The sequence below is a fragment of the Paenibacillus sp. FSL H7-0756 genome (genome assembly GCF_038006765.1).
Classification (GTDB): domain Bacteria; phylum Bacillota; class Bacilli; order Paenibacillales; family Paenibacillaceae; genus Paenibacillus_AQ.
Genome location: NZ_JBBOVT010000002.1, coordinates 1,278,299 through 1,301,349 on the forward strand (window position 1 = coordinate 1,278,299; position 23,051 = coordinate 1,301,349).

The 23,051-nt window shown below is 52.6% G+C and carries 22 protein-coding genes; 9 read left to right on the plus strand and 13 right to left on the minus strand.

The genetic code is table 11. The annotated features are described in order from the left end of the window. Positions 1–45 precede the first annotated feature (45 nt). Entirely contained in the window at positions 46–393 is a 348-nt protein-coding gene (locus tag NST04_RS22185; protein ID WP_341186184.1) for a hypothetical protein, read from the minus strand. 132 nt (positions 394–525) lie between these two features. On the opposite strand from NST04_RS22185, the gene NST04_RS22190 reads away from it, so the two are divergent. Together NST04_RS22190 and NST04_RS22195 are read left to right on the plus strand one after the other, a co-directional pair. Then, positions 526–1,671 (plus strand): VanZ family protein, encoded by a 1,146-nt coding sequence (locus tag NST04_RS22190; RefSeq protein WP_341186185.1) that lies wholly within the window; start codon positions 526–528, stop codon positions 1,669–1,671. A gap of 15 nt (positions 1,672–1,686) precedes the next feature. Then, entirely contained in the window at positions 1,687–3,192 is a 1,506-nt protein-coding gene (locus NST04_RS22195) for an amidase family protein (RefSeq protein WP_341186186.1), read from the plus strand. Positions 3,193–3,390: 198 nt separating this feature from the next. On the opposite strand, the gene NST04_RS22200 is transcribed toward NST04_RS22195, so the two are convergent. Beyond that, the gene (locus tag NST04_RS22200) at positions 3,391–4,158 is read right to left on the minus strand and encodes an exodeoxyribonuclease III (protein ID WP_341186187.1); all 768 of its coding nucleotides are present in this window, start codon (positions 4,156–4,158) and stop codon (positions 3,391–3,393) included. Between the two features lie 175 nt (positions 4,159–4,333). Between NST04_RS22200 and NST04_RS22205 the strand changes: the two genes are divergently transcribed. After that, positions 4,334–4,621 (plus strand): hypothetical protein, encoded by a 288-nt coding sequence (locus NST04_RS22205; protein WP_036694360.1) that lies wholly within the window; start codon positions 4,334–4,336, stop codon positions 4,619–4,621. A gap of 112 nt (positions 4,622–4,733) precedes the next feature. On the opposite strand, the gene NST04_RS22210 is transcribed toward NST04_RS22205, so the two are convergent. Together NST04_RS22210 and NST04_RS22215 are read right to left on the minus strand one after the other, a co-directional pair. Further along, the gene (locus tag NST04_RS22210; RefSeq protein ID WP_341186188.1) at positions 4,734–5,840 is read right to left on the minus strand and encodes a citrate synthase/methylcitrate synthase; all 1,107 of its coding nucleotides are present in this window, start codon (positions 5,838–5,840) and stop codon (positions 4,734–4,736) included. A 128-nt stretch (positions 5,841–5,968) separates the two neighbouring features. Then, positions 5,969–6,811, minus strand: a complete 843-nt coding sequence (locus tag NST04_RS22215; RefSeq protein ID WP_341186189.1) for a helix-turn-helix transcriptional regulator — start codon at positions 6,809–6,811, stop codon at positions 5,969–5,971. Between the two features lie 132 nt (positions 6,812–6,943). On the opposite strand from NST04_RS22215, the gene fabF reads away from it, so the two are divergent. Beyond that, positions 6,944–8,182 (plus strand): beta-ketoacyl-ACP synthase II, encoded by a 1,239-nt coding sequence (gene fabF / locus NST04_RS22220; protein ID WP_341186190.1) that lies wholly within the window; start codon positions 6,944–6,946, stop codon positions 8,180–8,182. Between the two features lie 116 nt (positions 8,183–8,298). Here fabF and NST04_RS22225 read toward each other — a convergent pair whose 3' ends face one another. The 3 genes from NST04_RS22225 to NST04_RS22235 all read right to left on the minus strand — a co-directional run bounded on the left by NST04_RS22225 (position 8,299) and on the right by NST04_RS22235 (position 12,126). Next, the gene (locus NST04_RS22225; protein ID WP_341186191.1) at positions 8,299–9,735 is read right to left on the minus strand and encodes a glycoside hydrolase family 43 protein; all 1,437 of its coding nucleotides are present in this window, start codon (positions 9,733–9,735) and stop codon (positions 8,299–8,301) included. 641 nt (positions 9,736–10,376) lie between these two features. Continuing rightward, complete coding sequence (locus tag NST04_RS22230) at positions 10,377–11,447, minus strand: ABC transporter ATP-binding protein (protein WP_341186192.1); 1,071 nt, start codon at positions 11,445–11,447, stop codon at positions 10,377–10,379. Between the two features lie 133 nt (positions 11,448–11,580). Further along, positions 11,581–12,126, minus strand: coding sequence for an HXXEE domain-containing protein (locus NST04_RS22235; protein ID WP_341186193.1), 546 nt, complete (start codon positions 12,124–12,126; stop codon positions 11,581–11,583). 95 nt (positions 12,127–12,221) lie between these two features. On the opposite strand from NST04_RS22235, the gene fabV reads away from it, so the two are divergent. Further along, complete coding sequence (gene fabV / locus NST04_RS22240; RefSeq protein ID WP_341186194.1) at positions 12,222–13,412, plus strand: enoyl-ACP reductase FabV; 1,191 nt, start codon at positions 12,222–12,224, stop codon at positions 13,410–13,412. Between the two features lie 55 nt (positions 13,413–13,467). On the opposite strand, the gene NST04_RS22245 is transcribed toward fabV, so the two are convergent. The 5 genes from NST04_RS22245 to NST04_RS22265 are packed head-to-tail and all read right to left on the minus strand — an operon-like array spanning position 13,468 to position 18,429. Then, positions 13,468–14,439, minus strand: a complete 972-nt coding sequence (locus NST04_RS22245; RefSeq protein ID WP_341186195.1) for a phosphotransferase family protein — start codon at positions 14,437–14,439, stop codon at positions 13,468–13,470. 3 nt (positions 14,440–14,442) lie between these two features. Next, positions 14,443–15,411, minus strand: coding sequence for a sugar phosphate isomerase/epimerase family protein (locus NST04_RS22250; RefSeq protein ID WP_209985768.1), 969 nt, complete (start codon positions 15,409–15,411; stop codon positions 14,443–14,445). Between the two features lie 41 nt (positions 15,412–15,452). Next, complete coding sequence (locus tag NST04_RS22255) at positions 15,453–16,523, minus strand: Gfo/Idh/MocA family protein (protein ID WP_341186196.1); 1,071 nt, start codon at positions 16,521–16,523, stop codon at positions 15,453–15,455. Positions 16,524–16,571: 48 nt separating this feature from the next. Continuing rightward, on the minus strand, positions 16,572–17,669 hold the full coding sequence (locus tag NST04_RS22260; RefSeq protein ID WP_036729132.1) for a Gfo/Idh/MocA family protein: 1,098 nt from the start codon (positions 17,667–17,669) through the stop codon (positions 16,572–16,574). After that, positions 17,662–18,429 carry a sugar phosphate isomerase/epimerase family protein gene (locus tag NST04_RS22265; RefSeq protein WP_341186197.1) on the minus strand — a complete coding sequence of 256 codons (768 nt, stop codon included), beginning with the start codon at positions 18,427–18,429 and terminating at the stop codon, positions 17,662–17,664. Before NST04_RS22265 ends, NST04_RS22260 begins: the two co-directional genes overlap by 8 nt. Before the next feature lie 314 nt (positions 18,430–18,743). On the opposite strand from NST04_RS22265, the gene NST04_RS22270 reads away from it, so the two are divergent. Beyond that, positions 18,744–19,562, plus strand: coding sequence for a helix-turn-helix domain-containing protein (locus NST04_RS22270; protein WP_341186198.1), 819 nt, complete (start codon positions 18,744–18,746; stop codon positions 19,560–19,562). Between the two features lie 457 nt (positions 19,563–20,019). Next, a complete protein-coding gene (locus tag NST04_RS22275; protein ID WP_341186199.1) occupies positions 20,020–20,700 on the plus strand; it encodes a TIGR00266 family protein in 681 nt (226 codons plus the stop codon). Positions 20,701–20,793: 93 nt separating this feature from the next. Here NST04_RS22275 and fur read toward each other — a convergent pair whose 3' ends face one another. Beyond that, complete coding sequence (gene fur / locus NST04_RS22280) at positions 20,794–21,267, minus strand: ferric iron uptake transcriptional regulator (RefSeq protein WP_036694380.1); 474 nt, start codon at positions 21,265–21,267, stop codon at positions 20,794–20,796. 286 nt (positions 21,268–21,553) lie between these two features. Here fur and NST04_RS22285 point away from each other — a divergent pair, with 286 nt between their 5' ends. Then, on the plus strand, positions 21,554–22,129 hold the full coding sequence (locus tag NST04_RS22285; protein ID WP_341186200.1) for a hypothetical protein: 576 nt from the start codon (positions 21,554–21,556) through the stop codon (positions 22,127–22,129). 85 nt (positions 22,130–22,214) lie between these two features. Further along, on the plus strand, positions 22,215–22,889 hold the full coding sequence (locus NST04_RS22290) for an S-layer homology domain-containing protein (RefSeq protein ID WP_341186201.1): 675 nt from the start codon (positions 22,215–22,217) through the stop codon (positions 22,887–22,889). Positions 22,890–23,051 lie beyond the last annotated feature (162 nt).

The window sequence follows — 23,051 nt, forward strand, 5'->3', positions numbered from 1 at the left end:
GAAGCTGAGCATGTCGTAACTCCTCCGCTTCCGGCAGTGCTTCCGCTACTGCTTATCCACCTGCAGCAGCTGAATGGTCTTCACATCGTACGTATGGGCGATTTTCTCTTCCGCGATCACCTTCAGCTTCGTCAGGCTGGCTACCTTGGCCGGATCTGCCCGGGAGAGCAGTCTCCACAGCTCGGGGTCGGACAAGGTCTGATAGAGTTTGTCGTCATCATATTCCTTGCGGTTTTGCGTGACCAGCTTGACCTTGTAGCTGCCGAACACCGCTTCCGTCTGCCCCGCTTCATTAACGTGGGCAAGAATCTCCTGCCGGAGTCCGGCCAGCTCCTTTTCCAGCTCCTTCTGCTTCGTCTTGAGCTTGTAATACTGTTGAACCTTCTTTTCCATACAGTGCTCACGCTCCTCTCCTAACATGTCTATGCAGGAAAGAACGGTTAGAATGATTAATTCTGTTGAGACGGTTTATGTTTAATTCTATAATGATATCGTTGTGACAAAAACAAGACAGCAGGTGAACCCATGTTTCAGACTTATCTATTCCCGATTTCCTATGCATTCATGGCTTTTCCGGTTGCGGCACTATTCTTCACTTTACCGTTCCTGATTGTGCAGTACCGCCGGCACGGCTATATCAATAAAATCCGGGCCATGGTGCTGTATCTGCTGCTGCTGTACCTGCTTAATGCGTTCTTCCTGGTTCTGCTTCCCTTGCCTGATTCCAGGCATAATGCAGCCCCGTCCGGGAGTATGATCCAGCTTGTACCGCTGCAATTCATCCAGGATATTCTGCACAATACGCCAATTACGCGCAGCGACCCTTCCAGCTACCTTAATGTGCTGACCGGAGCGGATTTTCTGCTGGCAGCCTTCAATGTACTGCTGACCGTCCCCTTCGGTATGTTCCTGGGCTACTACTTCCGCACGCGCTGGGTGGCATGCATTATCCTGTCCTTTGCGCTGTCGCTGTTGTTCGAGATTACGCAGATTACCGGCATTTACGGATTCTTCGACCACCCTTACCGGATCTTCGATGTCGATGACATGATCACGAATACGCTGGGCGGCATTGCCGGCTTCAAGATATCCCTATGGATCTCCGGCCTTCTGCCGAGGATTGAGAAGCTTGACAGCCAAGAGGACCTTTCTGCCAAAAGAGTGACCTACACCCGCCGCGCTGTTGCTTTTCTGCTGGATTCGATTCTGCTGCTCACGGTGACGGTAATCCTCAATTTGCTCTCACTAAGCATTTCGTTGTGGGCAGTTAGTATGGTGTATTTCCTGAGCATTCCTCTGTTCACAGGCGGACGTACCTTCGGCAAATGGGTTGTGCGTATCCGGCTTAGGAGTGAGGACGGCGGCCCGGCCAGACCCTGGAGGGTATGGGCACGATATGGATTACTCTATGGCGTCCTCGGGGGGATGAATGCCCTGCCGCCTGACTCCGCGATCTTCCTGAGCATCGGCACAGCATTGACGGCCGTGGTGAAATTGTTCATCCTGGCGGTAGATGTAGCCTTCTTCATTCATCTGGTGCTGCGGTTAATCAAGCGTGACCGTCCACTTATCTACGAGGAGCTTAGCAGAACCCGCAATGTAATCAGCTGGCCGAAGCGGCATGAGGTAGCGGCAAGCGAGACCCTAGGCAATACAGTAATCAATGAATAGAGGTATAGCACTCTTATGAGTAATAACGATTCCATCCGTATCTCCTTTGCTCCAGATGAGCAAGATTGGTTAATAGAAGCAGACATCACTAGCATTCAGGAGCAAATGGCACAAGGGTGCTTAACCTCCGAAGTGCTGGTGGGCTGGTACTTGGAAAGGATCAACCGGTTGGATGGTCTCCTCCGTTCCGTATTGGAGGTGAATCCAGAGGCGCTTGCGATTGCTGCGAAGCTCGATCAGGAACGAAGAGATCAGGGTAGCCGGGGACCGCTGCATGGTATACCAGTCCTGGTCAAAGATAACATCGGCACAGCTGATAAGCTGCACACCAGTGCAGGAGCTTTGGCGCTTGCAGAGTGCATAGCAGCAGAAGATGCTGAGCTTATCACTCGGCTAAGAACAGCCGGGGCAGTGATTCTGGGCAAAGCCAATATGACCGAGTGGGCCAACTTCATGTCGCCCTCGATGTGGGCCGGATACAGCTCACGCGGCGGGCTTGTACTGAACCCCTACGGCCCGGGGGAGCTGTTCATTGGCGGCTCCAGCTCAGGAAGTGCGGCGGCGGTTGCCGCTAACCTTGTCACCGTCGCCATAGGCACGGAGACCTCCGGCTCCATCATCAGCCCGGCGGCCCATAACTCCCTTGTAGGTCTGAAGCCTACCTGGGGGCTGGTCAGCAACAAGGGCATAATACCGGGAATCGGCAGCCAGGACAGCGCCGGTCCGATGACCAGAACGGTCAAGGACGCTGCACTCCTGCTTAATGTATTGGCCGGGAGCGCTGACTCTGCTTCCTCTGTTGTACCGGATTATTCGGCAGGTCTGGAGCCGGATGCGGTAAGAAACACTAGAATCGGAATTCCGCGATTCTATTATAAAGATCTGGATAGTGAAGCTCTTAAGATGATGGAATCTGCCATAGCGGCTCTAAGAGAGCTGGGGGCAGAAATCATTGACCCTGTAGAGCTCCCCTGTCAGGATGCGGAATGGAACGCTACGATTCTGCAATATGAATTCAAGCCTGGATTGAACCGCTATCTGGGAGGCCTGCCGGAATCCGCTCCTGTGCATTCCCTGCAGGAACTGATAGATTTCAATCAGCAGCATAGCGAACAGGCACTGAAATACGGCCAGGGAACACTGGAATGGCTGAACACCTCCGGGGATGATATTACAGAGCAGGAATATCTGGAGCAGCTGCATTCTTCCCGTTCGCTGGCCGGTAGCCAGGGAATCGATTATGCCCTGGAGCATTACGGTCTGGATGCGCTCCTCTTCCCTGGAGATCACGGACGTGAAGTAGCGGCGAGAGCGGGTTATCCGCTGATTACAGTTCCTGCCGGCTACACCTGCTCGGGTATTGTTGCACCAGGCGGCTATCTTACCAAGGGGCCGCAAGGTATCACCTTCTGTGCCTCAGCGCATAGTGAAGCTATGCTGCTAGGGATTGCTTATAGTTACGAACAGGCCACGAAGCACCGGCGGCCGCCGGTGCTGGAGCCAGGCAGCCCGTCAGAATAACCGGGCAAGCCGGCCCTCAACCGGCGTTACAACTGAAAGAGGCCGTATCCCGAACTCCGGGATACAGCCTCTTTTTAAAATATAAGAATTTATATGTTTCACGCAATAACTTATCCTTATATTTCTCGCTGAAACGATACCGTACTTTAAAAAGGACGGCAAAGCCGTTTCCACTTGTATCACAGATATACACTCTGTCTATGCTTCCGCCGCATCCGCCAGATGGAGAACTACCGGGCAATGATCGCTGCCAAGAACATTACATTCAATTCCGGCGTCCAGCAGACGCGGGGTTAAGCGCTCTGAAGCGAGAAAATAATCGATCCGCCAGCCCACATTCTTCTCTCTGACCTTAGGCATGTAGGACCACCAGCTGTAGGCACCCTCCAGCTCAGGATAGAACCATCTGAAGGTATCCACGAAGCCGGCTGCGAGCAGCGTGGTCATTTTGCCGCGTTCTTCGTCGGTGAAGCCTGAATTTCCCCGGTTCGATCTCGCATTCTTCAGGTCAATCTCCTGATGCGCCACATTCAGATCCCCGCACACGACAACCGGTTTATGCTCATCCAGCTTCAGCAAATAGGCACGGAACCGGTCCTCCCACTCCATCCGGTAGTCCAGCCTCGACAGATCGCGCTTGGCATTCGGCGTGTACACATTCACCAGATAAAAGTCCGGGAATTCCAGGGTGATGATCCGCCCCTCATCCTCCGTCTCCTGCTCCAGTCCATATCGTACGGATAGCGGCTTGATTCTGGTAAATACAGCCGTACCCGAATATCCTTTTTTGAGTGCATAGTTCCAGTACTGAGCATATTCCTCCCCATGGTCAAGAACAATCTGCCCCTCCTGGAGCTTCGTCTCCTGCACACAGAAGATATCTGCGTCAACCTCCCGGAAATACTCGTTAAACCCTTTATTCACACAAGCTCTCAGACCGTTCACATTCCAGGACACCAGCTTCATCGTTGTCATTTCCCCTTACCAGTCACTAGATTACATCCAGTGTACCATAGATTCGGGGTCTCTATGAACCTGAAGGTATCCTATTGAAATGTGTGAATCTCCCATGGCATACGTTACAGCAATCATAGTTTTGCCGAATATACTATCCTATCACAAGGAAAAGGAGGACATTACAATGGCTATCTTATTACCGCAACAATTCTTCAATCTGCCCGCTTCTGTAGGTAAATCTTACTATGAAAATCTGGCAGGTGGCATCAACGCGGCTGTGACGGTAAACAACAATTCCGGGTTTCCTGTGGATCTCGTTATTTACCGCGTCAACGCTCCAGTGGTCACTTATTTGATCCCTGCATTTAACAGTCTCACTTTATCCGTTCATGCCCTGCTGGTCGCAGGACTTCTGAGCACAGCTGCCGGTGCAGTCTTCGGCACAATCGAAGTGGCAACCTCTGATTTCTAATCTAATGTAAGAGTATCCCCTCATACTCTCTCATTAACATTCCCTTGTTAAGCATCTCCGGCTGGTAGACGGCCGGGGGTGCTTTTGCACGTCAATAGAGAAGCAGCTGCTATCAGAGCGTCTCTGATTCAGGCATAGGTCCGATATAAGTAGATTGTGGCCGGAAAATCCGGTTATGGGCTGACTGCTCCAGCAGATGGGCCGTCCAGCCGACAATTCTTCCCGCTGTGAATGTAGGCGTGAAGATCTCCGGCGCCAGCTTCAGCGCCTTCAGTATAGCCGCAGCATAGAACTCAACATTGGTGAACAGGCGGCGGCCCGGCTTGTATTCCTCCAGCAGCGCAACCGCTGTAGCCTCCACATGAAGCGCAAGATCAAAGTAATCGTCCTTGCCGATCATCTTAAGTGTCGCAATCTGCAAGGCTTCCGCCCGCGGGTCCTTGGTCTTGTAGATCCGGTGCCCGAAGCCCATCAGCTTCTCTCCGGCCTCAAGCTTCCCTCTCAGCCATGGCTCCGCGCGTTCCTTCGTCCCGATCTCCTCCAGCATCGATATCACTTCATACGGCGCGCCGCCGTGCAGCGGACCCTTCATCGCTCCGATCGATCCGGCTACGGCCGCACATAGATCCGATTCCGTGGACAGCACCACCCGCCCGGCGAAGGTCGAGGCATTCATGCCATGCTCCATACAGAGAATCATATAGGCGCTGAGCGCCTTCACATGAGCCTCTTCAGGCAGCTTGCCTGTGAGCAGATACAGATAATTCGCGGCATGGCCAAGCTCAGGAAGCGATTTCAGAGGCGGCAAGCCCTGAAGGCTGCGGTACCTGTAAGCAATGATCGCCGGAAGCATAGCCGTCAGCCGCACAGCCTGCTTCAGTGTGGGCGGCCAGGTAGCGTTCTCCTCATCCCCAAGTGCAGCCACTGCACTTTGTAATACCAGCATCAGCGGTACAGAAGCCGGATACAGATCAAGCATCTTGCAGAGATATTCCGGAATTATTCTCTCCGCTGCCATCTGCGCCTTGAGCTGCGTCAGCTCCTCTGCATCAGGCAGGTGTCCGTTCCAGAGCAAATAAGCGGCTTCCTCATAGCTCTTGCTCACCGCAAGCTCTTTGGCCCAATATCCGCGGTATACCAGATACCCTTTCTCTCCATCTACTAATCCAATTGCTGTCTCTCCGGCAACTATGCCTTCTAATCCCGTAACTTTAGCCATTATATCTTTACCCCTTTTCCGGTCCCTCCCGCAGGAAGAAATTCATCATATTAGGAGTATAAACTGCAAAATCTATATTGCATATTTATAGTTTTTTATGAAACCATAAGGAAAATCTATCACCTACCTCACTTAAGCTCCATAAGCTGCTTCAGCTTGGCTTCTGTACCCGATTCACCCGCTGGCGTGTAGATGCTGCACCGCAGATCCGCTGTACCTTGCACCTGGAGGGAGGTGAGATGGAACAGCATTTTGCCGGCTTTGGCATGCCGGAATTCCAGTACAACATCCGGCGCGGAGCTGACCCGGCTCTCTTCCCATAAATGATTGAATTCCGGATGCCGCTCCTTCATCTCCGCGATGAATTCATCGTACCAGCGGTCCTCCAGATATTGCCCGTAATAGGCGCGGAAGATCGATAAGTATCCCCGGACGAACTGCTCCCAATTCACCGCCAGCCGCCTGAACTCCTTGCGTTCGAACAGCAGTGAGATCATATTGCGCTGCTGTGGAGCCAGCTTGGCGAAATCAAGAAACACATGCGCCGCCGCCTCATTCCAGCCGACAATGCCGCAGTGCCGGTCCGAGATGATGGTCGGACAGGTCTTCAGCTCCTGCAAAATCTTCTGCAGGGACGGATGAATCACCGAAGGCTCCTCCTGGGTATAGTCTGCGACTCCCGGTCCGTTCTCCAGCGCCAGAGCGAACAAGTAACTCCGCTCATCCTTCGTCAGCCGCAATGCTGCGGCAATACAATCCAGAACGGATGGGGACACTTTAATGTCCCTCCCCTGCTCCAGCCAGGTATACCAGGTATTGCTCACTCCGGCGAGCTGCGCCACTTCCTCGCGCCGGAGCCCGGGCGTCCGCCTGCGGGTGCCCTCCGGGAGCCCCGCTGATGCCGGGGTAATGGCCGCGCGTCTTGCTTTCAGGAATTCCGATAATGCTTGAAGCCTGTTCTGATTGGACATCATGCTTCCTCCTGTCATACAGTTCGTCTGCCTGTTAGTGTAGTAGTAATTATACTAGTATAAACTACAACTTGTAATAGGATAAGCAACATGAAAAAATAAGCTTAATCAGAATAACAGGAGGAATAGCAGATGGAACGTGTCGTAATTACAGGAATGGGTGTCATCTCCCCGCTTGGCAATACTGTGGAGCAGTTTTGGAGCCGTTTGGCGGCAGGAGAATCGGGGATTACGCCGATTGATTCTTTTGATACCACCCATTTCAAAACCAAGATTGCCGGCTCGGTGCAGGCCTTCGACCCGGATGCCAGATTCGGCCGCAAGGAGGCCCGGCGGATGGACCGGTTCAGCCAGTTCGCGCTTGCCGCCGCAGAGGAGGCCTGGACGCACTCCGGTCTCCGGCTGGAGGAGCTGGACCGGGAACGGCTGGGCGTCTATGTGGGCTCCGGCGTAGGCGGTATCCAGACGTTAATGGACCAGGGCGAGCTGCTGCGGTCCAGGGGACCGGAGCGGGTAAGTCCTACCCTGATCCCGATGCTGATCTCCAATATGGCGGCAGCGATGATCAGCATCAGGCTCGGGGCACAAGGGCCTACACTATCGCCGGTGACCGCCTGTTCCATCGGGAACACGGCCATTGGCGAAGCCTTCCGCCTGATCCGTTACGGCGGGGCCGATGTGATCATCGCCGGAGGTGCGGAAGCGGCGGTGACCGAGATTGCCCTGGCCAGCTTCGGCAATGCGACCGCCTTGTCTACCCGGAACGGAGACCCGCAGGGGGCCAGCCGGCCTTTTGACCGGAACAGGGACGGGTTTGTCATCGCGGAGGGCGGAGCTATTGTGATCCTGGAGTCCCTCTCCCATGCCCTGCGCAGAGATGCCGTTATCTATGGCGAGGTCACCGGATATGGCGCAAGCTCCGACGCTTATCATATGGTGGCTACTCATCCTGAGGGGATAGGAGCCTACCAGGCAATGAAGCTGGCACTTAGCGAGGCTGGCATCAGTCCCGGGGAGGTAGATGTCATTAGCGCACACGCAACCAGCACGGTGGTCGGAGACCTTTCGGAGACCCTGGCGATTAAGAAGCTATTCGGAGAGCAGGCCTACCAGATTCCGGTCACGGCTAACAAATCGATGACCGGACATGCCCTTGGCGCAGCCGGCGGTCTGGAAGCGATTGCTCTGCTCAAAAGCCTGCAAGAAGGACTAATCCCGCCCACGATTAATCTGGAGCAGCAGGGCGAATCCTGCGACCTGGATTATGTCCCTAACGTAGCCCGCCAAGCAGACCTGAAGATCGGGATCTCCAATTCCTTTGGCTTCGGCGGCCATAACGCTGTAATCGTTCTGCGCAAGTATGAATCGTAATCGCAGCTAATTCCTATATACAGCAAACAGCGGACCACCCATTCTAAGGGAGACCCGCTGTTTGTAATGGTTAAGGGTATGAAGCCGGTTGTGACTTGAATGCTCGCAGGATTAGTTTACTTGGCCTCCGGTGATACATGGCTTCCCCAGACTGCAACGCCTTCCGCTGAAAGTGCCGTGAAGGTCATTACCTCGCTTGAGGTCGCTTCATTCCATTCCCGCAGGAATACCCCGCTGTACTCCGCACCTTCTAGTGTCAGCTTCGCCATATGATCATTGCTCAAGGCCCATGTACCTGTTACGGCCCCGCTAATCGTACCGTCTGCGTTCAGCTCTACCACCTGCGACTCTGCAAGCTCAGCCGTAATCTTCTTGCCGTGGTTCACCAGCTTGTAAGCACCCGCCACATCCTTGACTGTGTACTTGCCGATCCTCTCGCCGCCGTAACGGTGGGGTGCGACAACTGGCCAGCCCGCTTCATTCATGAACATCTGGTGAACCCGAACCTCATGCTGCTCTCCGAGACCCGGGAACCTGGTGTGGAAGATCAGATAATATTGCCCGCTCTTCTCATCATAGTACGCCGAATTATGTCCCGGGGAGACATAGCCTGTACCTGATCCGGCGGCGGCTTCTTCATCTGTATTCACAAATTCATGATTCCCCATCAGCTTCACGCCGTAAGGTGCGTAGGCCGGATCATCGAACAATACCCCAGGCGTCCCCTGGGCGTCCAGCATAGCCTTACCTTCCGAGTCCTCGAACGGGCCAGCCGGATGCTTGGAGCGGGCGACACGGATATTATAACCGCCATTCGCATCAAGCCCGCCGTAGGAGAGGAACAGGTAGTAATAGTCGGTCTCCGGGCTATATAGCATATACGGCCCTTCAATCCGCGCATGATTCCCTCCGAGCAGCTTCTTGCCGTAGCCCTGGCCCTCCAGCGGGAAGCCCGTAGCCGGGTCAAGCTCCAGGATGAAGATGCCGCCGGAGTAGGAGCCGTAGACCATCCACAGCTTGCCGTCCTTATCCCAAAACACATCAGGGTCCACCACATTCGGCTTCTCCGTGGAATCGTAGACCTCTCCATCATCCCCGATGCCGGACATTCCCGACTTCAGAATAATGCCTTTATTCTTGTATGGACCTTCAATCTTATCGGCCACGGCAATACCTAGCGCTGACAGCGGAGAATCGCCTTTACAGGCATCGTAATACATGTAGAACTTACCGTCGGCCAATTGAATGACATCCGGTGCCCACAGCGTATCCGACTGGGCCCAGCTAAGCGTCTCGCTAAGCTCCTCCGTTACATTCGGTATCAGCACATTATCGTCCGTCACGCCGGAAGAAATCTGCGTCCACGACATCAGGTCCTTGGATTTGGCCGAGGCCAGATGCGAACCGAACACGTAATACGTATCCTCCACCTTAATCACAGAGGGATCGTGTACAGATACATTCCCGAACTCCGGCGGCCCTTCCGGATTCCCTCCACCGCATGCCGACAGCAGAGATAAGGATATCAATGCCGTTAAGGATCTTTTTCTCATCTCATCATAACCTCCCTATGTATACCCTTACATTTTGCTGCGCAAATAAGATTTAGTCAATACTTTTATTTATATTAGTTAGTTTTGTTTCATATTTATATGAAATATATCCTCTATAAAATAAAGATAGAACAAAATCATCCCATGGGTGAAGGATGCTCGTCTCTCATCGCTTTTTGTGACATATATCCAGCCCGTATACCATTTTGGCCATACTTTGTAGCCGGTCTTTGCAGAAGTTCTGAAGTACTTCTTCTTTTCATGATGGTTCTCCGCCTATCTCTCGCCCATTCTGAGCATTTCCTCTCACGGGCCGTTTGCATGGATTGCATTGTTGCACATTTTGCAGGATTCTTCTAAAAATGTTACATTCTAGGGTGTATTGTTGTATCATTTGCAAGAATTCCGGTGTTTTAAGCAAGTAAGTGCTGGCTTTGTTGTATTTTATGCAGGATTTCAGCATCATTGGGTTCTATAGGGCAGTATTGTTGCACTTCTTGCAGGATTATCTCTACAATGTTACGGACTGCGGAGCAAGGGGCCCTTCCTCAATGCAGGAGCACCGATTGTATTCGGACAAATTTCCTAAAAAACAAAAAAAACGCCAGGCCCATGAAGGCCTGACGCTAATCTAATTAAACTTAGTAATCGCTGCTATTGCCAACAAGTACTGGCTCTGGATAAGCATTGCTCAACACGCGGCGCTGCTTCTTCACAACATCCGGCGGCTCTACCGCAGGTGCCATCGGGTGCATCAGCCAGGACTTCACAAGATGAGAATCCGATACCTTGTACATTGGCGGTTCCTTCTCCATGTCAATCGCCATTGCATACGTGCTGCGCAGGGCAAAGGCATCTCCCTTAGGCGGCTTAATCAAGTCGGGAGGTGTACCCGGGATCGCTGTAAGCATCGAGCCCTTGCTCTCCAGACTTGGCATGGAAGCCAGCAGGCCCCAAGTGTACGGATGTCTTGGATCGTAGAAGATCTCTTCTGCGGTACCCATTTCAACGATCTGTCCGGCATACATTACAGCAACACGGTCAGCCATTCTCGCCACAACCCCAAGGTCATGGGTGATGAAAATGATCGCTGTATCAATCTTCTTCTGCAGGTCCTTCATCAGATCAAGGATCTGTGCCTGAATAGTTACGTCAAGCGCGGTTGTCGGCTCATCGGCAATCAGGAGCTTAGGGTTAGCCGCCAGTGCCATAGCGATTACGACACGCTGGCGCATCCCGCCGCTGAATTCATGCGGATACTGCTGGAAACGGCGTTCTGGTGACGGAATCCCTACCAGATTAAGCAATTCAACACCACGCTTGTAAGCAGCTTCCTTCGTGATATTCTCATGCTTGAACAGCACTTCCGTAATCTGCCGGCCAACCTTCATCATCGGATTGAGTGAAGTCATCGGGTCCTGGAAAATCATTCCGATTTCTTTGCCGCGGATTTTTTGCATCTGCTTCTCATTCTTGCCGATCAGATCTTGTCCATCGAACAGAATCTGTCCACGCTTATATTCGCCCGCAGGCTGAGGAACCAGCTTCATGACGGCTTGCGAGGTTACGCTCTTACCGGAACCGGATTCGCCAACAATCGCCAGTGTCTCCCCTTTATTTACATGAAAGCTGACACCACGGATTGCTTGCACTTCTCCTCCGCGTGTTCTGAATGATATAGCCAGGTCTTTTACCTCTAAAAGGCGCTCCATCCTGTCACCCTCTCTGTTTCTTTTCAAGTATGATCTTCATTCTTAATATCGGAAAAACACGCAATACTATTATTTTATCTATCTTAGGGGGCTTACGTCAAGATTTTTCTGAAAACGCCACCGTCAATAATCATTATTCATGGCTGTGCTTATGTCTTGTCCTCTTCTTCATCAACCCCCATACAAGCGGCGGTGTTAGCATCAACATGAGCAGCAGCGACCATCCTATGTCAGCTTCACTAACAACGCCATCATGCAGCAAGCGGTAAAAAGCATACAAAGAATACGGAAATGCTACAAGCACCGCTGTCACTACACCCGGGGTATACAGCTTTAGAACAATAGTTTGTGCCAAATGTGTGAAGACATGCAGCAGAAATACAGCGACGACAGCTAAGTAGGGCCAGTAGAACTCTAAAAAGACCGCAAGGAAGGTTACCCCTACTATGAGAATATACACGAAGAGCACATCCATAGCAAAATTCCTGGTGGTTACACTCATCATTGGCGCAATACGCTTCCGCAAAGCGTGGGAAACCGATGCGGTAACAGCCTGTCCGCGCTTCTTTCCCCAAGCCTCGACTGTTAGAATCTCTTCAAAATCATGAAACATAAAGCAGACAGGCAATAGCCACAGCAGGCTTGTTAGGTCAATATGTAATTGAAGAAAGTTCATCATCCTCACTTCTCTCCCTTTGCCAAAGAAAGTCGTCATCTGGTATGTTTATTTCAGCAGTCCCTGCAACCACCGATGAAAGCGAGGTAGCTATTCTAATGATCATAAAACCGAGAACCCGCGGGTTCATCTGCACGACTGCCCACCCGGTAGGCTGCGCACAACAGGTACAAGAACAAGTAAATTATGTACAGGCCCAAGGAAGATTCACCGGTCCCCGCAACGTGCTCGTTATCGGCGCTTCAACCGGTTACGGGCTTGCCGCCCGAATTGCAGCAGCCTTCGGTGCTGGAGCAGCCACTATAGGTGTCTATAGGCCGAGTACAGCCAGCGAGACCCGGACCGCTTCCGCAGGCTGGTATAATTCCGCAGCGTTTGAGGAGATGGCCCACACGGCGGGACTGTGCTCCTATAGCGTATGCGGGGACGCTTTTACCGCTGAGACAAAGGAACGGACCATCGAGTTGATCCGCCGCGAGCTTGGACAGGTTGATCTGGTCATTTACAGTGTAGCCTCGGCGCGCAGAACAGACCCGCAGACCGGAGACGTTCATCGCTCTGTGTTGAAGCCCATCGGCAGTACTTATACCAATACAACCGTCAATTTCCATACGGGAGAACTAAGCACCGTACAGATTGAACCGGCCACCGAACCTGAAATCGATGATACGGTTCATGTGATGGGCGGAGAGGACTGGCAGCTATGGATTGAAGCGCTCCGGGATTCCGGCGTTCTGGCAGCTGATGCGGTTACCCTCGCCTTCTCCTATGTAGGTCCAGAGTTAACACAGGCTATCTACCGAGACGGCACCATCGGCCGGGCAAAAGACCATCTGGAAGCTACAGCCTTACAGCTGAATGCACAATTATCACGAACGGGCGGCCGCGCTTATGTAGTAGTAAGCAAGGGTCTGGTGACCCAGTCCAGCTCGGCGATTCCTGTAGTTCCGCTATACATGGCAGTCCTCTACAAGGTCATGAAAGAACAGGGAGTACACGAAGGCTGCATTGAGCAAGCCTACCGGTTGTATAACGGTTTCCTGTACAATCCGGAAGGGACTCCGTTAGATGCACAAGGGCGCATCCGGATAGATGACCATGAGATGAGCCATGCCGTGCAGACAGAAGTGAACCGCATCTGGCCCTTGCTACGCACGGAGAATGTCTACGAGTATTCCGATCTGGCCGGTTATCGGCGCGAGTTCTTCCAGTTGTTCGGCTTCGAATCCGGCGGCGTTGACTATGAGGCTGATACCGATCCGGTTGTTGCCATCCGCAACAGTTACTGAGGATCAACAGGCTATAAGGCCGGATCTCAATAAGAGACCCGGCCTTATAGGTATGCTATAGTACCAAAGCTGTGAATCGTGTCCAGGATTCCGCAAGATTATCGTGCACCCAGTTAATATGATTCTCATCCTTATACTGGCGTGAGTAACATTCAATGACTAGGATCAAATCCAGATACAGGTCATATAGCTGCTTGCGCAGAAGTTCATTCCGGCTGGCAAAAGCCGACCCATATCCTTCATAGAATGCTGCCGAGCTCTCGAAATGCCGGAAATAATACTCAAGCAGCACATCGCCCCACATCGCCCGCTCCCAGTCAATAATCGATACGATTACTCCATTCTGTACAAAAAGATTGCCGCCCCACAGATCCCAGTGCACCAAGCGCGGCTGGGTTACTTCATCCAGGGCCGGCAGATACAGCTCCACCACCTGCTCTATTTCCTGCTGATTGGCCGGTAGCCGTGCCTCCAGCCTGACCGCATCCTGAAGCACATTCAGCAGCATCGACTTGAAGGTCTCCCTCCAGGTGAGTCCGATTCCGCCAGGCTCTTTGCCGAACAGCCCGAAGGCTGATCCCTCAATTGCATTGATTCTCCGCTGGTACTGGCCCAGCTCGAATTCAATGGAATACCGTTGTTCCTCGGTAAGACTCTCCTTCACCTCGTTATACGGTTGTCCTTCAATCTTCTCCATGAAGAAATACGGACAGGAGATCAACTGCAGGCTATCGTCATAGCTGTACACTTCCGGCACAGGCACACCGCCAGCAGCACGTACCAGCCGTAGAGCCTCCACCTCAGCACGCATGATATCCTTCTCGTAGCTTAGAGTCTCTGTCTCCGGGTCCGGAGCCACCTTAAGAATGACCGACCGGCCATCGCTTAATTCTAAATCATAGGCCGTATTAAAGAATCCTGCGGTCAGCTCCCTGCTGCTGGCGATCTGCACATCCGTACCAAAGGCTGCGGCAGTCAAGAGACTAAGCTGCCAGTCGTTCAATTGGACTTTAGTGAAGCTCTCCACCGGTTAGACCCACCACATCTCAGACAGCGGCTCTTCGATCAGCACCTGCTTGAGATTGTCTACCGCTTTGGAGAAGCCCTCTTCAATGGACATCAGGCCGTCTTCATGCTCGATGCTGACTACAAAGTCGTAGCCTACCAGACGCAGTGCGCTCATCATATCTGCCCAGACCTTGACATCGTGTCCGTAGCCTACGGAACGGAACTGCCAGGCGCGGTCCAGCATGTTCGCATAAGACTGCATGTCCGTCAGGCCATACTTGTTGACGTTCACCGGATCAATAACGGTATCCTTCGCATGGAAGTGATGGATCGCGCCTTCACGGCCGAGAATATGAATGGCCTGTACCGGATCAATTCCCTGCCACCACATATGGCTAGGGTCAAGGTTGGCCCCGATGGCATCCCCGGCAGCTTCTCTTAATCTCAGCAGGGTAGCCGGAGTGTGTACTGAGAAGCCACCGTGCAGCTCAAGACCAATCTTCACATCATGTGCAGTAGCGAAGGCCGCCTGCTCTGTCCAATAAGGAATGACCTTGTTCTCCCACTGCCAGGCCAGAATCTCCTGGTAATCATTCGGCCATGGGGCAACCGGCCAGTTCGGATATTTAGCACCTTCATGATCGCCCGGACAGCCGGAGAAGGTATTCACAACCTTGACGCCCAGCTTCTGTGCAAGCTTCACGGTGTCTACGAACACCTCATGATCCTTGTCTGCCAGCTCCTTCTGCGGGTGCAGCGGGTTGCCGTGGCAGCTTAGTGCGCTGATGATCAAGCCGCGGGATTCTATTTGCTGCTTGAATTCCTGCAGGGCCGCTTCATTCTCCAGCAGCTCCTTGGGATTGCAATGGCTGTTCCCGGGATACCCTCCGGTACCGATCTCAACAGCCTTCAGTCCTTTGGAGACCACATAATCCAGTGCATCCTCCAGCTTGCGGCCGCCGAACAACACCATAAATACTCCAAGTTTCATTTGCAGATTCCACCTTTCCTAGGGGTCGTATTGTAGCCTGCTTAAGCTCCGTAGTTATCGAAATTCTTAATCGTCTCATTACGCTCTGCCGCTTCAAAGATTGCCTCAATAAGCTTCAGCACTCGAAGCACCTCGGCATTCTTGACAATCGGCTCCGCCGTGCCTTCGATGACAGCGGCCAGATTATCATAGAAGCTGGAGGGCATCTCTAATGCCGCAGGCAGATCTTCAAGGACCGTTGAACCTTCTGAAGGAGGGGCCATTGTCTTGGTCAAGCCTACACCTGCGCGGATCGGTGTCGGTTCAATCTTTTCCGACTCGTGGTTGGGGGCTACAATTCTGCCTCTCAGTGACCAGTCTTCAATAATAGCGGTTCCCCCGGTGCCCTTCACATACCATCTTGGCATCGTGATGAAGTTGGTTGTCCCTACCTCCACGATGGCTCTGATGCCATTCTCGAACTGCAGCACGGCATCGAAGCCGTCATCCACGTTATTGCCGAGGATAAAGCTCAGACTGCTGCTGACACTGCTCACCTTGCTGTCAATCATGAACAACAGCTGATCCAGCAGATGCACGCCCCAGTCCAGCAGCATCCCGCCGCCATGCTCCTTCACATGACGCCAGTCGCCGGGAATTCCGTTGGCGCCGTGCACCCGGGATTCAATCTGAAAGAGTGATCCAATCGTTCCCTGCTCATACATCTCTCTGATTACGCGGAAGTCCTCATCCCAGCGTCTGTTCTGGTGCACCATCAGCACCCGTCCGGCCGCCTCCGCAGCAGCCTGCATCTCGATGAATTCAGCCGAGGACATGGCCACCGGCTTCTCACAGACTACATGCTTGCCTGCCTGAAAAGCCTGAAGGGCGATGTCCTTGTGGACATCATTCGGTGTAGCGATCAGAACGATGTCCACAGCCGGATCTGCCAGCACTTCTTCATAGCTGGAATACGCTGTGTAGCCTGCTTCCTCAGCCAAGGCGCGCCGGTTCTCCAGCAGATCGAAGGCACCGGTCACTACCACCCGGTCACTCTCCTTGATTAATTGGGTATGGTAGCTTCCCATTCCGCCGTAACCAATGATGGCTACAGTATGTTTGATTGAACTCATGGATTCCACTCCTGTTTCTCTAAATAGTCGCGTGACCCGGAGATGCTCTTAGTTGTCAGAACTTCCGTCGAAATATACGGCGCGTCCGGTACGTGCTGATTCATACACTGCTTCAAGAATCTGGGTAACTACGAAGGCCTGCTCCGGCAGAACCACCGGGTCTTTGTCTTCTCTTACGGCTTCCAGCCACAGACGGGCTTCACGGTCTGCTTCATTCTCCGCAGCTCCGCTGTAGAAGGCGACACCGCCGGAGGACAGGTCCACCTTGGTCTCATACAGGCGGCCGGCACGTTCGCCGTTCAGACGCAGCCCGTCCTTCATATCCGCTCCGCCTTCCGTTCCGGCAAGCATCGTCTTCGCTTCACCGAATTCAGATACGTTCAGCGCCCAGCTGGATTCAAGTACAATTGTAGCACCGTTCTCCATTGTAATGAAGCCGAAGGCGGAATCTTCTACCTTGAATTGTTCAGGGTCCCATGGACCGAAGGCATTCGCAGCATTTTTCTTCTGGCCCAGCTTATGGAAGGTAGAGCCTACAACCATACGCGGCTTGTAGTTATTCATCAGCCAGAGTGTCAGGTCCAGTGCATGGGTACCGATATCGATCAGCGGTCCTCCGCCCTGCTTCTCTTCATCCAGGAACACGCCCCAGGTTGGTACGGCGCGGCGGCGGAGCGCAATAGCCTTACCGTAATAGATATCGCCAAGCTCTCCTTCTTCACACAGCCCCTTCAGATATTCACTGTCTGCGCGGAATCGGTTCTGATAGGCGATGGACAATTTCTTGCCGGTACGCTTAGCGGCATCCAGCATTTCCTTGGCCTGTGCAGTGGTCTTGGCCATTGGCTTCTCACATAGCACATGATTGCCGGCTTCCAGTGCAGCAACCGTAATCTCGGAGTGGCTGTCATTCGGCGTGCAGACATGCACGATATCGAAGCCGCCCGTTGCCAGCAGCTCACGGAAATCGGTAAATACGGCAGCTCCCTCTGAACCGTAAGTCTTCGCAGCCTCCTGGGCACGTTCTTCCACAATATCACAGAATGCCACCATTTCGGCATCCTCCTGACGGGCAAGGCTTGGCATATGTTTGCCGTTTGCGATACCACCGCAACCGATAATAGCAATTTTGAGTTTGTTAGACATGAATACTTCCTCCTTGATTCTCATATGTTTTGATCCAGTTCAAGCTGTCAGCCACACTACCAAGCGGCGAGCGGCTGCAGAAGTCCTGCTCGACCACTGCCCATTCCACACCAGCCGCAGCTGCTGCTTCAATGATCGCAGCCAAATCCACTTCACCCTCGCCGAGTACTACAGTCTCCGGTGAGCCGTCTTCTTTCTTCTTCAGATCTTTGAGGTGGATGATCGGCAGGCGTCCTGCGTACTTACGGATATATTCTGCCGGATCATATCCGCCGTAATACACCCAGCATGTATCCATCTCTACTTGAAGCTGCTCCGCAGACACCGTTTCGAACAGATAATCAAAGGCTGGCTGGCCGTCAACCTTCTCCGTGAATTCAAAATCATGATTATGATAAGACAGAACAGCACCGGCAGCCTGGCATTTATCGCCGATGGTCCGCAGACCCGCCGCTACCTCCGGCCAGTTCCGTTGTTCTTCTGTCAGATAAGGCACAATCAGATTGCGGTTGCCGATCTCCAGATTGAAGGCGATCTCCTGCTCCGTATCATTCAGCATCGCATCGTACGGGCGGTGGGCTCCGACAGCAACAAGCCCTGTCTCTTCAAGCAGCGCCTTCACCTGCCCGGCCGTACGGCCGAAATAGTGGAAGAACTCCACACCGCTGTAGCCCAGCTCGGCTACCTTACGTATAGTCCCTTCGAAATCCTGTTCCAGTTCTTCTCTCAGCGTATACAGCTGCAGTCCAACCTTAAGCATTTGTTATTTCCACTCCTTATATGATCCGGAGTTATCCTGTGCTTGCTGCCGCCGCACTACAGGTTATCTTCCCTGAAAGTGCATCACCTGAACAAACGGGCTGTAAACATTGGAGAACGATGTGTTCTCTTGGTTTCATCCACTGCTTCCAGAGTTTGTAAATGTAGCGATTAGCGCCGCAATACGGCCTTCTCCACATCATTTGTATGTTTTTTGCTTAGCTACATGGTAATATGAAAGCGTATATAATAAAATGAATAATATGATTAAAACATGAACAATCTGCTTATCATTTATTAGACTTGGAGGGACACATGACAACATCTGCCGCTTGCCACATTCTATCCGCCGGATTCTCCTTCCACCGCAAACCGTTTCATATGTCACGCAGCGAGGGCGTACAGTATTATCTGCTGCGGCTCCAGACCGAAGGGCGCAGCCGCACCAGAGAGAACGGAGCTATCACGACCGTTGAGAGCGGTGATCTCATGCTGTTCGCACCGAATGATCCCTACTATTTAAGTATCGACAAGGAAGTCTATCCTGTTGGCAAGCCGAGAATCGAGAGCGGCGACTATCATATCTTTTGCAGCGGTCCATGGATTGAAGAATGGTGGGGACGCAAGCAGCGTCCGGCGGTACTCCGCCTGCCGATGAGCGATCATATTCTCGGCCTCTTCCGCCAGCTTGTGCTGGAACAGCGCCGCTTGTCAGACTCCTCACCGGACATTTCTTCTTGTTATCTGCAGATTCTATGTATGGAGATTGACCGGCTGATGATTGATCAGCCCGCGATTTCACCGAAGGCTTATCTGGCTTACCGGATGAAGCAGTACGTTGAAGAGCATGCCTCTTACGCCTTCCGGCTGGAGGATGTGGCTGCACATGTAGATATCTCGGTCTCCCGGGCAGTTCATCTATTCAAGGAAGCTTTCGGCACCACGATTGTCAAATATGTAAATGATGTACGGCTGGATATGGCCCGGGAAAAGATTACGTTCAGCCCCATGCCGCTGGAGCATGTATCCGAAACCTGCGGATTTGCGAATTATACCTATTTCCACCGGATTTTCCGCAGCCGGTTCGGCATGTCGCCCAAGGAGTACCGTATTCACAGCAGGGCACAGGTTTAAGCATGATGAATTATGCGCAAGGCATGCAAAAGGAGCGCCATCATGGAAGATCCGCTCCTTGTGTTTGACCTTATTAAGTTGCTCCCGTTTGCCGGGGGTTACTCTGACATGCTGGGAAATGGCCCCGTAATCCTGATTGAGTCTGCGGTTTCTTTCTGCACACCATGTGCCTGAGCGCTCTGCCTTAAGCAGCGCCTTCTGCGTTCTTGTCCGTGCCATAAGCGGCGACACTCCTTATCGTTCGTAGATTCAATGCGGCTGCACTGTCCGCTTCATTTTAACACAATATCCTGACTGCTGCCCGGTACTGTTCACTATATTCATTTGTTACTGCATACCAGCCCCTTGCTTCCTTAGGTCCGGCTTGCAGTCTCACGGCTTGGTACAGTATCCTTGAAGAGCAAGATACATACCTGTGATCATAACAAATAACCGCAAGAATGAGGAGGAGTACTATATGAAATATGATGTGCTGTATGACGGCGCCTTCGCCATGCTGAAAGTCATGCTGGAACCGGGCGAAAGCGTTAAAGCAGAGATGGGGGCGATGGTGGCCATGTCACCGAATGTGGAGCTCAGAGGCACCGTGGACGGCGGAATTATGCGCGGCCTGGGCCGCATGCTGAGCGGGGAGAAATTCTTCTTCCAGGAGCTGACCGCCACGCGCGGACAGAGTGAGGTGCTGCTCTCACCCGGTGCCATCGGGGATGTACAGGCCATTGAGCTGGACGGGTCGTACAAGCTGATTGTTCAGAAGGATGGCTTCCTGGCTGGAACCCAAGGCATTCAGGTCAATACCAAGATGCAGAATCTGACCCGCGGCCTGTTCTCCGGCGAAGGCTTCTTCATTCTCGAAATCAGCGGCAGGGGCACCGTCTTCCTCTCCTCCTTCGGAGCGATTCACGCCATTAACCTCGGACCGGGCGAAGAGATGATCATCGATAACGGACATCTTGTAGCTTGGCCCGACTATATGGAATACAAGATAGAAAAAGCTGCCTCCGGCTGGCTGAACAGCTTAACCAGCGGCGAGGCCCTGGTCTGCCGGTTCCGCGGCGAAGGGGTGATCCTGGTTCAGACCCGCAATCCCGGCAGCTTCGGAACCTGGATCAAATCCTTCGTGCCGAACCGCTCCTAGCAGCCGCATTTCGCAGATTCCGTAACTTCTTATAATTGCAAGAAGGCGCAGGCTGAAGTTCAGCCCTGCGCCTTCTGTGCGTTACAGATGTGCTTATGAGACGGCGCGGCAGTCCTTGTCGCCCTTGCAGCCGTTCTTTTGACAACTATTATAGGTGCCTTTGAAATCGAGACGGTGATCGGTCACACTGAAGCCATATTCACGGGCTACCCGCGCCTCCAGCTCCACCAGCCAATCATCCTTGATCTCTTCCAGCTTACCGCATACATTGCAGATCAGGTGATGATGCATATGCATATGGTCGTCGTCGCGCAGATCATAACGGGCGACGCCGTCGCCGAAATTCATTTTTTGCACAATATGAAGTTCACACAGCAGCTCCAAGGTACGGTAGACCGTCGCCAGCCCCAAATGCGGGTAACTGCGCTTGACTAGCATGTATACCTCTTCCACGCTTAGATGATCCTTCTCATTATCCAGCAGCACTCTCACTATCGCCTCACGCTGTGGTGTAAGCTTATAATTATGAGCCGCAAACTGCTGGCTGATATTTGCCACTCGGTTCACCCGGGTTCCCACCTTTCCGGAAGCAGAACAATTCCCGCAGAATAATTAGTAATCGTTACGATATAAGCATAACAAACTTGCCCGTCAAAGAAAAGTCCTGACACCAGTATAACATCCCTAGCACACAATATCCCCCTCTGCCGCTCCGCACACAGATAATATTTCTGCCGAAACCGGGTCCGCCCATTCCGAAGTGCGCGCTATCCCCATACTCTATATCAAGATCAAATGTAACCTGTAGGTGCTTATACTTGGAAAGAATCTGTACAAAGTGAGGATGATCCAGATGGCGAAAGTACAACCTAAGCAGACGCAGCGGCTTGTAACAGCCCGTGTTCTGCGCAGCGTAGCTGCGGCCATGCTGCCGTTCTACCGGAAAATTGCCGGAAACCGCAGTTATGCAGGGCAATGGACAACTGCGGTTGTCACTGCCGACCTGGACCTGATGGGCAGCTTGCTCCACAGTATCCCTGCGCTTGCTGACGCGGAGAATTACGGAACGAACGGGATCGGATATTTTATCTCTTTTCCTTTTCCGCTGCCGGTTGCCTTCTATACCAATGGAACGACGATTCCGCCGGGAACCGTTCAGTTCACCTTCAATACAGACGCTCACCGCTGCATAGCGCGTTCCATCATCCCGCTGTACCGCGAGCTTGCGGTTAACCGGAGCTTCGCGGAAGCTATGGCTGCCGCCATCCGGCGTAAGGATAACCGGGCGGTAAGGGCGATGGTGCGCAGCCATGTGAAGACAACGTCACTGAAATCCGTAACGATTGAAGAAAGCGGAATAGCGCTGCTGTTCAAGACCAGATTCAGCCGGTACCCTTACCGCAATCTGCTGTTTCAGGAAATGATGTAGAGCGCTGCAACCTTTTCTAACCTTATACCGTCAAGGGAGTTGATACAGGCCAAGCGGCCCAACCTATAATAGAGGTGGAATTCAAATGACATTGAAAAAATACACTATCGCAGCTATAACCGCAGCCACCCTTCTCTCCTTCTCGTTCGGCGGGCAGATGTTTGCAGCCGGCAGCAGCTTTAAGGATATCGGCAGTATAAGCGGCAAAGATAAAATAGATACACTAAAGGAACAAGGACGGATCAAAGGAATATCAGACACACAGTTTCTTCCCGGAGCCATAGTATCGACTGCACAAGGTGTTCAGTTCATCTCCGGTGGTCTGCAGCTTAGCCTGGCCGCTATTGACTTCAATAAGGCCCCCCAGGCCAGTGCTATTTTCTCCAAAGTAAAGGACAATGCCTGGTACGCGGAAGCCTTCATCAATGCGCACTATAATGGTGTGAATATCCCGGCCAATATCGATCCGGCGAAGCCGATTTCTAAAGAGCTGTATACCAGTATGCTGGTTCAAGCTGTGGAGAAGGCCGGTAACCTGCCGATGATCAATCTCGTCCCGGCTACGCTTGCAGATGCAGACGCGCTGGACCCTTCCTACCAGGGCAGCATTCAGCGGGCGCTGAAATACAAGATCACTGCTCTCGATGCCAGCGGCAAGTTCAATCCGAAGAGCACGATTACCCGCGCTGAAGCAGCAGTTATGCTGTACAACACGCTGGACTACTTGAAGTCCGTTAGCGATGGCGGCACACAGAAGTAAAGGAAGTTGGATTCGTTCATACCGTTCCCCCGCGTATGATAGATAAAAGGCTGTCCCGGAAGCCGTTACGGCTAGGGGCAGCCTTGTTTTGTTGGCAGGAAATACGTAGGCTTATTGTGAAATGAAACATTGCTGAAGACTAAGATAATGGAGGAATGGAAG

Bases quoted from the DNA above. Each gene is read 5' to 3' on its own strand.
- NST04_RS22185 (WP_341186184.1), bottom strand. From the start codon at position 393: ATGGAAAAGAAGGTTCAACAGTATTACAAGCTCAAGACGAAGCAGAAG.
- NST04_RS22190 (WP_341186185.1), top strand. From the start codon at position 526: ATGTTTCAGACTTATCTATTCCCGATTTCCTATGCATTCATGGCTTTT.
- NST04_RS22195 (WP_341186186.1), top strand. From the start codon at position 1,687: ATGAGTAATAACGATTCCATCCGTATCTCCTTTGCTCCAGATGAGCAA.
- NST04_RS22200 (WP_341186187.1), bottom strand. From the start codon at position 4,158: ATGAAGCTGGTGTCCTGGAATGTGAACGGTCTGAGAGCTTGTGTGAAT.
- NST04_RS22205 (WP_036694360.1), top strand. From the start codon at position 4,334: ATGGCTATCTTATTACCGCAACAATTCTTCAATCTGCCCGCTTCTGTA.
- NST04_RS22210 (WP_341186188.1), bottom strand. From the start codon at position 5,840: ATGGCTAAAGTTACGGGATTAGAAGGCATAGTTGCCGGAGAGACAGCA.
- NST04_RS22215 (WP_341186189.1), bottom strand. From the start codon at position 6,811: ATGTCCAATCAGAACAGGCTTCAAGCATTATCGGAATTCCTGAAAGCA.
- fabF (WP_341186190.1), top strand. From the start codon at position 6,944: ATGGAACGTGTCGTAATTACAGGAATGGGTGTCATCTCCCCGCTTGGC.
- NST04_RS22225 (WP_341186191.1), bottom strand. From the start codon at position 9,735: ATGAGAAAAAGATCCTTAACGGCATTGATATCCTTATCTCTGCTGTCG.
- NST04_RS22230 (WP_341186192.1), bottom strand. From the start codon at position 11,447: ATGGAGCGCCTTTTAGAGGTAAAAGACCTGGCTATATCATTCAGAACA.
- NST04_RS22235 (WP_341186193.1), bottom strand. From the start codon at position 12,126: ATGATGAACTTTCTTCAATTACATATTGACCTAACAAGCCTGCTGTGG.
- fabV (WP_341186194.1), top strand. From the start codon at position 12,222: ATGATCATAAAACCGAGAACCCGCGGGTTCATCTGCACGACTGCCCAC.
- NST04_RS22250 (WP_209985768.1), bottom strand. From the start codon at position 15,411: ATGAAACTTGGAGTATTTATGGTGTTGTTCGGCGGCCGCAAGCTGGAG.
- NST04_RS22255 (WP_341186196.1), bottom strand. From the start codon at position 16,523: ATGAGTTCAATCAAACATACTGTAGCCATCATTGGTTACGGCGGAATG.
- NST04_RS22260 (WP_036729132.1), bottom strand. From the start codon at position 17,669: ATGTCTAACAAACTCAAAATTGCTATTATCGGTTGCGGTGGTATCGCA.
- NST04_RS22265 (WP_341186197.1), bottom strand. From the start codon at position 18,429: ATGCTTAAGGTTGGACTGCAGCTGTATACGCTGAGAGAAGAACTGGAA.
- NST04_RS22270 (WP_341186198.1), top strand. From the start codon at position 18,744: ATGACAACATCTGCCGCTTGCCACATTCTATCCGCCGGATTCTCCTTC.
- NST04_RS22275 (WP_341186199.1), top strand. From the start codon at position 20,020: ATGAAATATGATGTGCTGTATGACGGCGCCTTCGCCATGCTGAAAGTC.
- NST04_RS22285 (WP_341186200.1), top strand. From the start codon at position 21,554: ATGGCGAAAGTACAACCTAAGCAGACGCAGCGGCTTGTAACAGCCCGT.
- NST04_RS22290 (WP_341186201.1), top strand. From the start codon at position 22,215: ATGACATTGAAAAAATACACTATCGCAGCTATAACCGCAGCCACCCTT.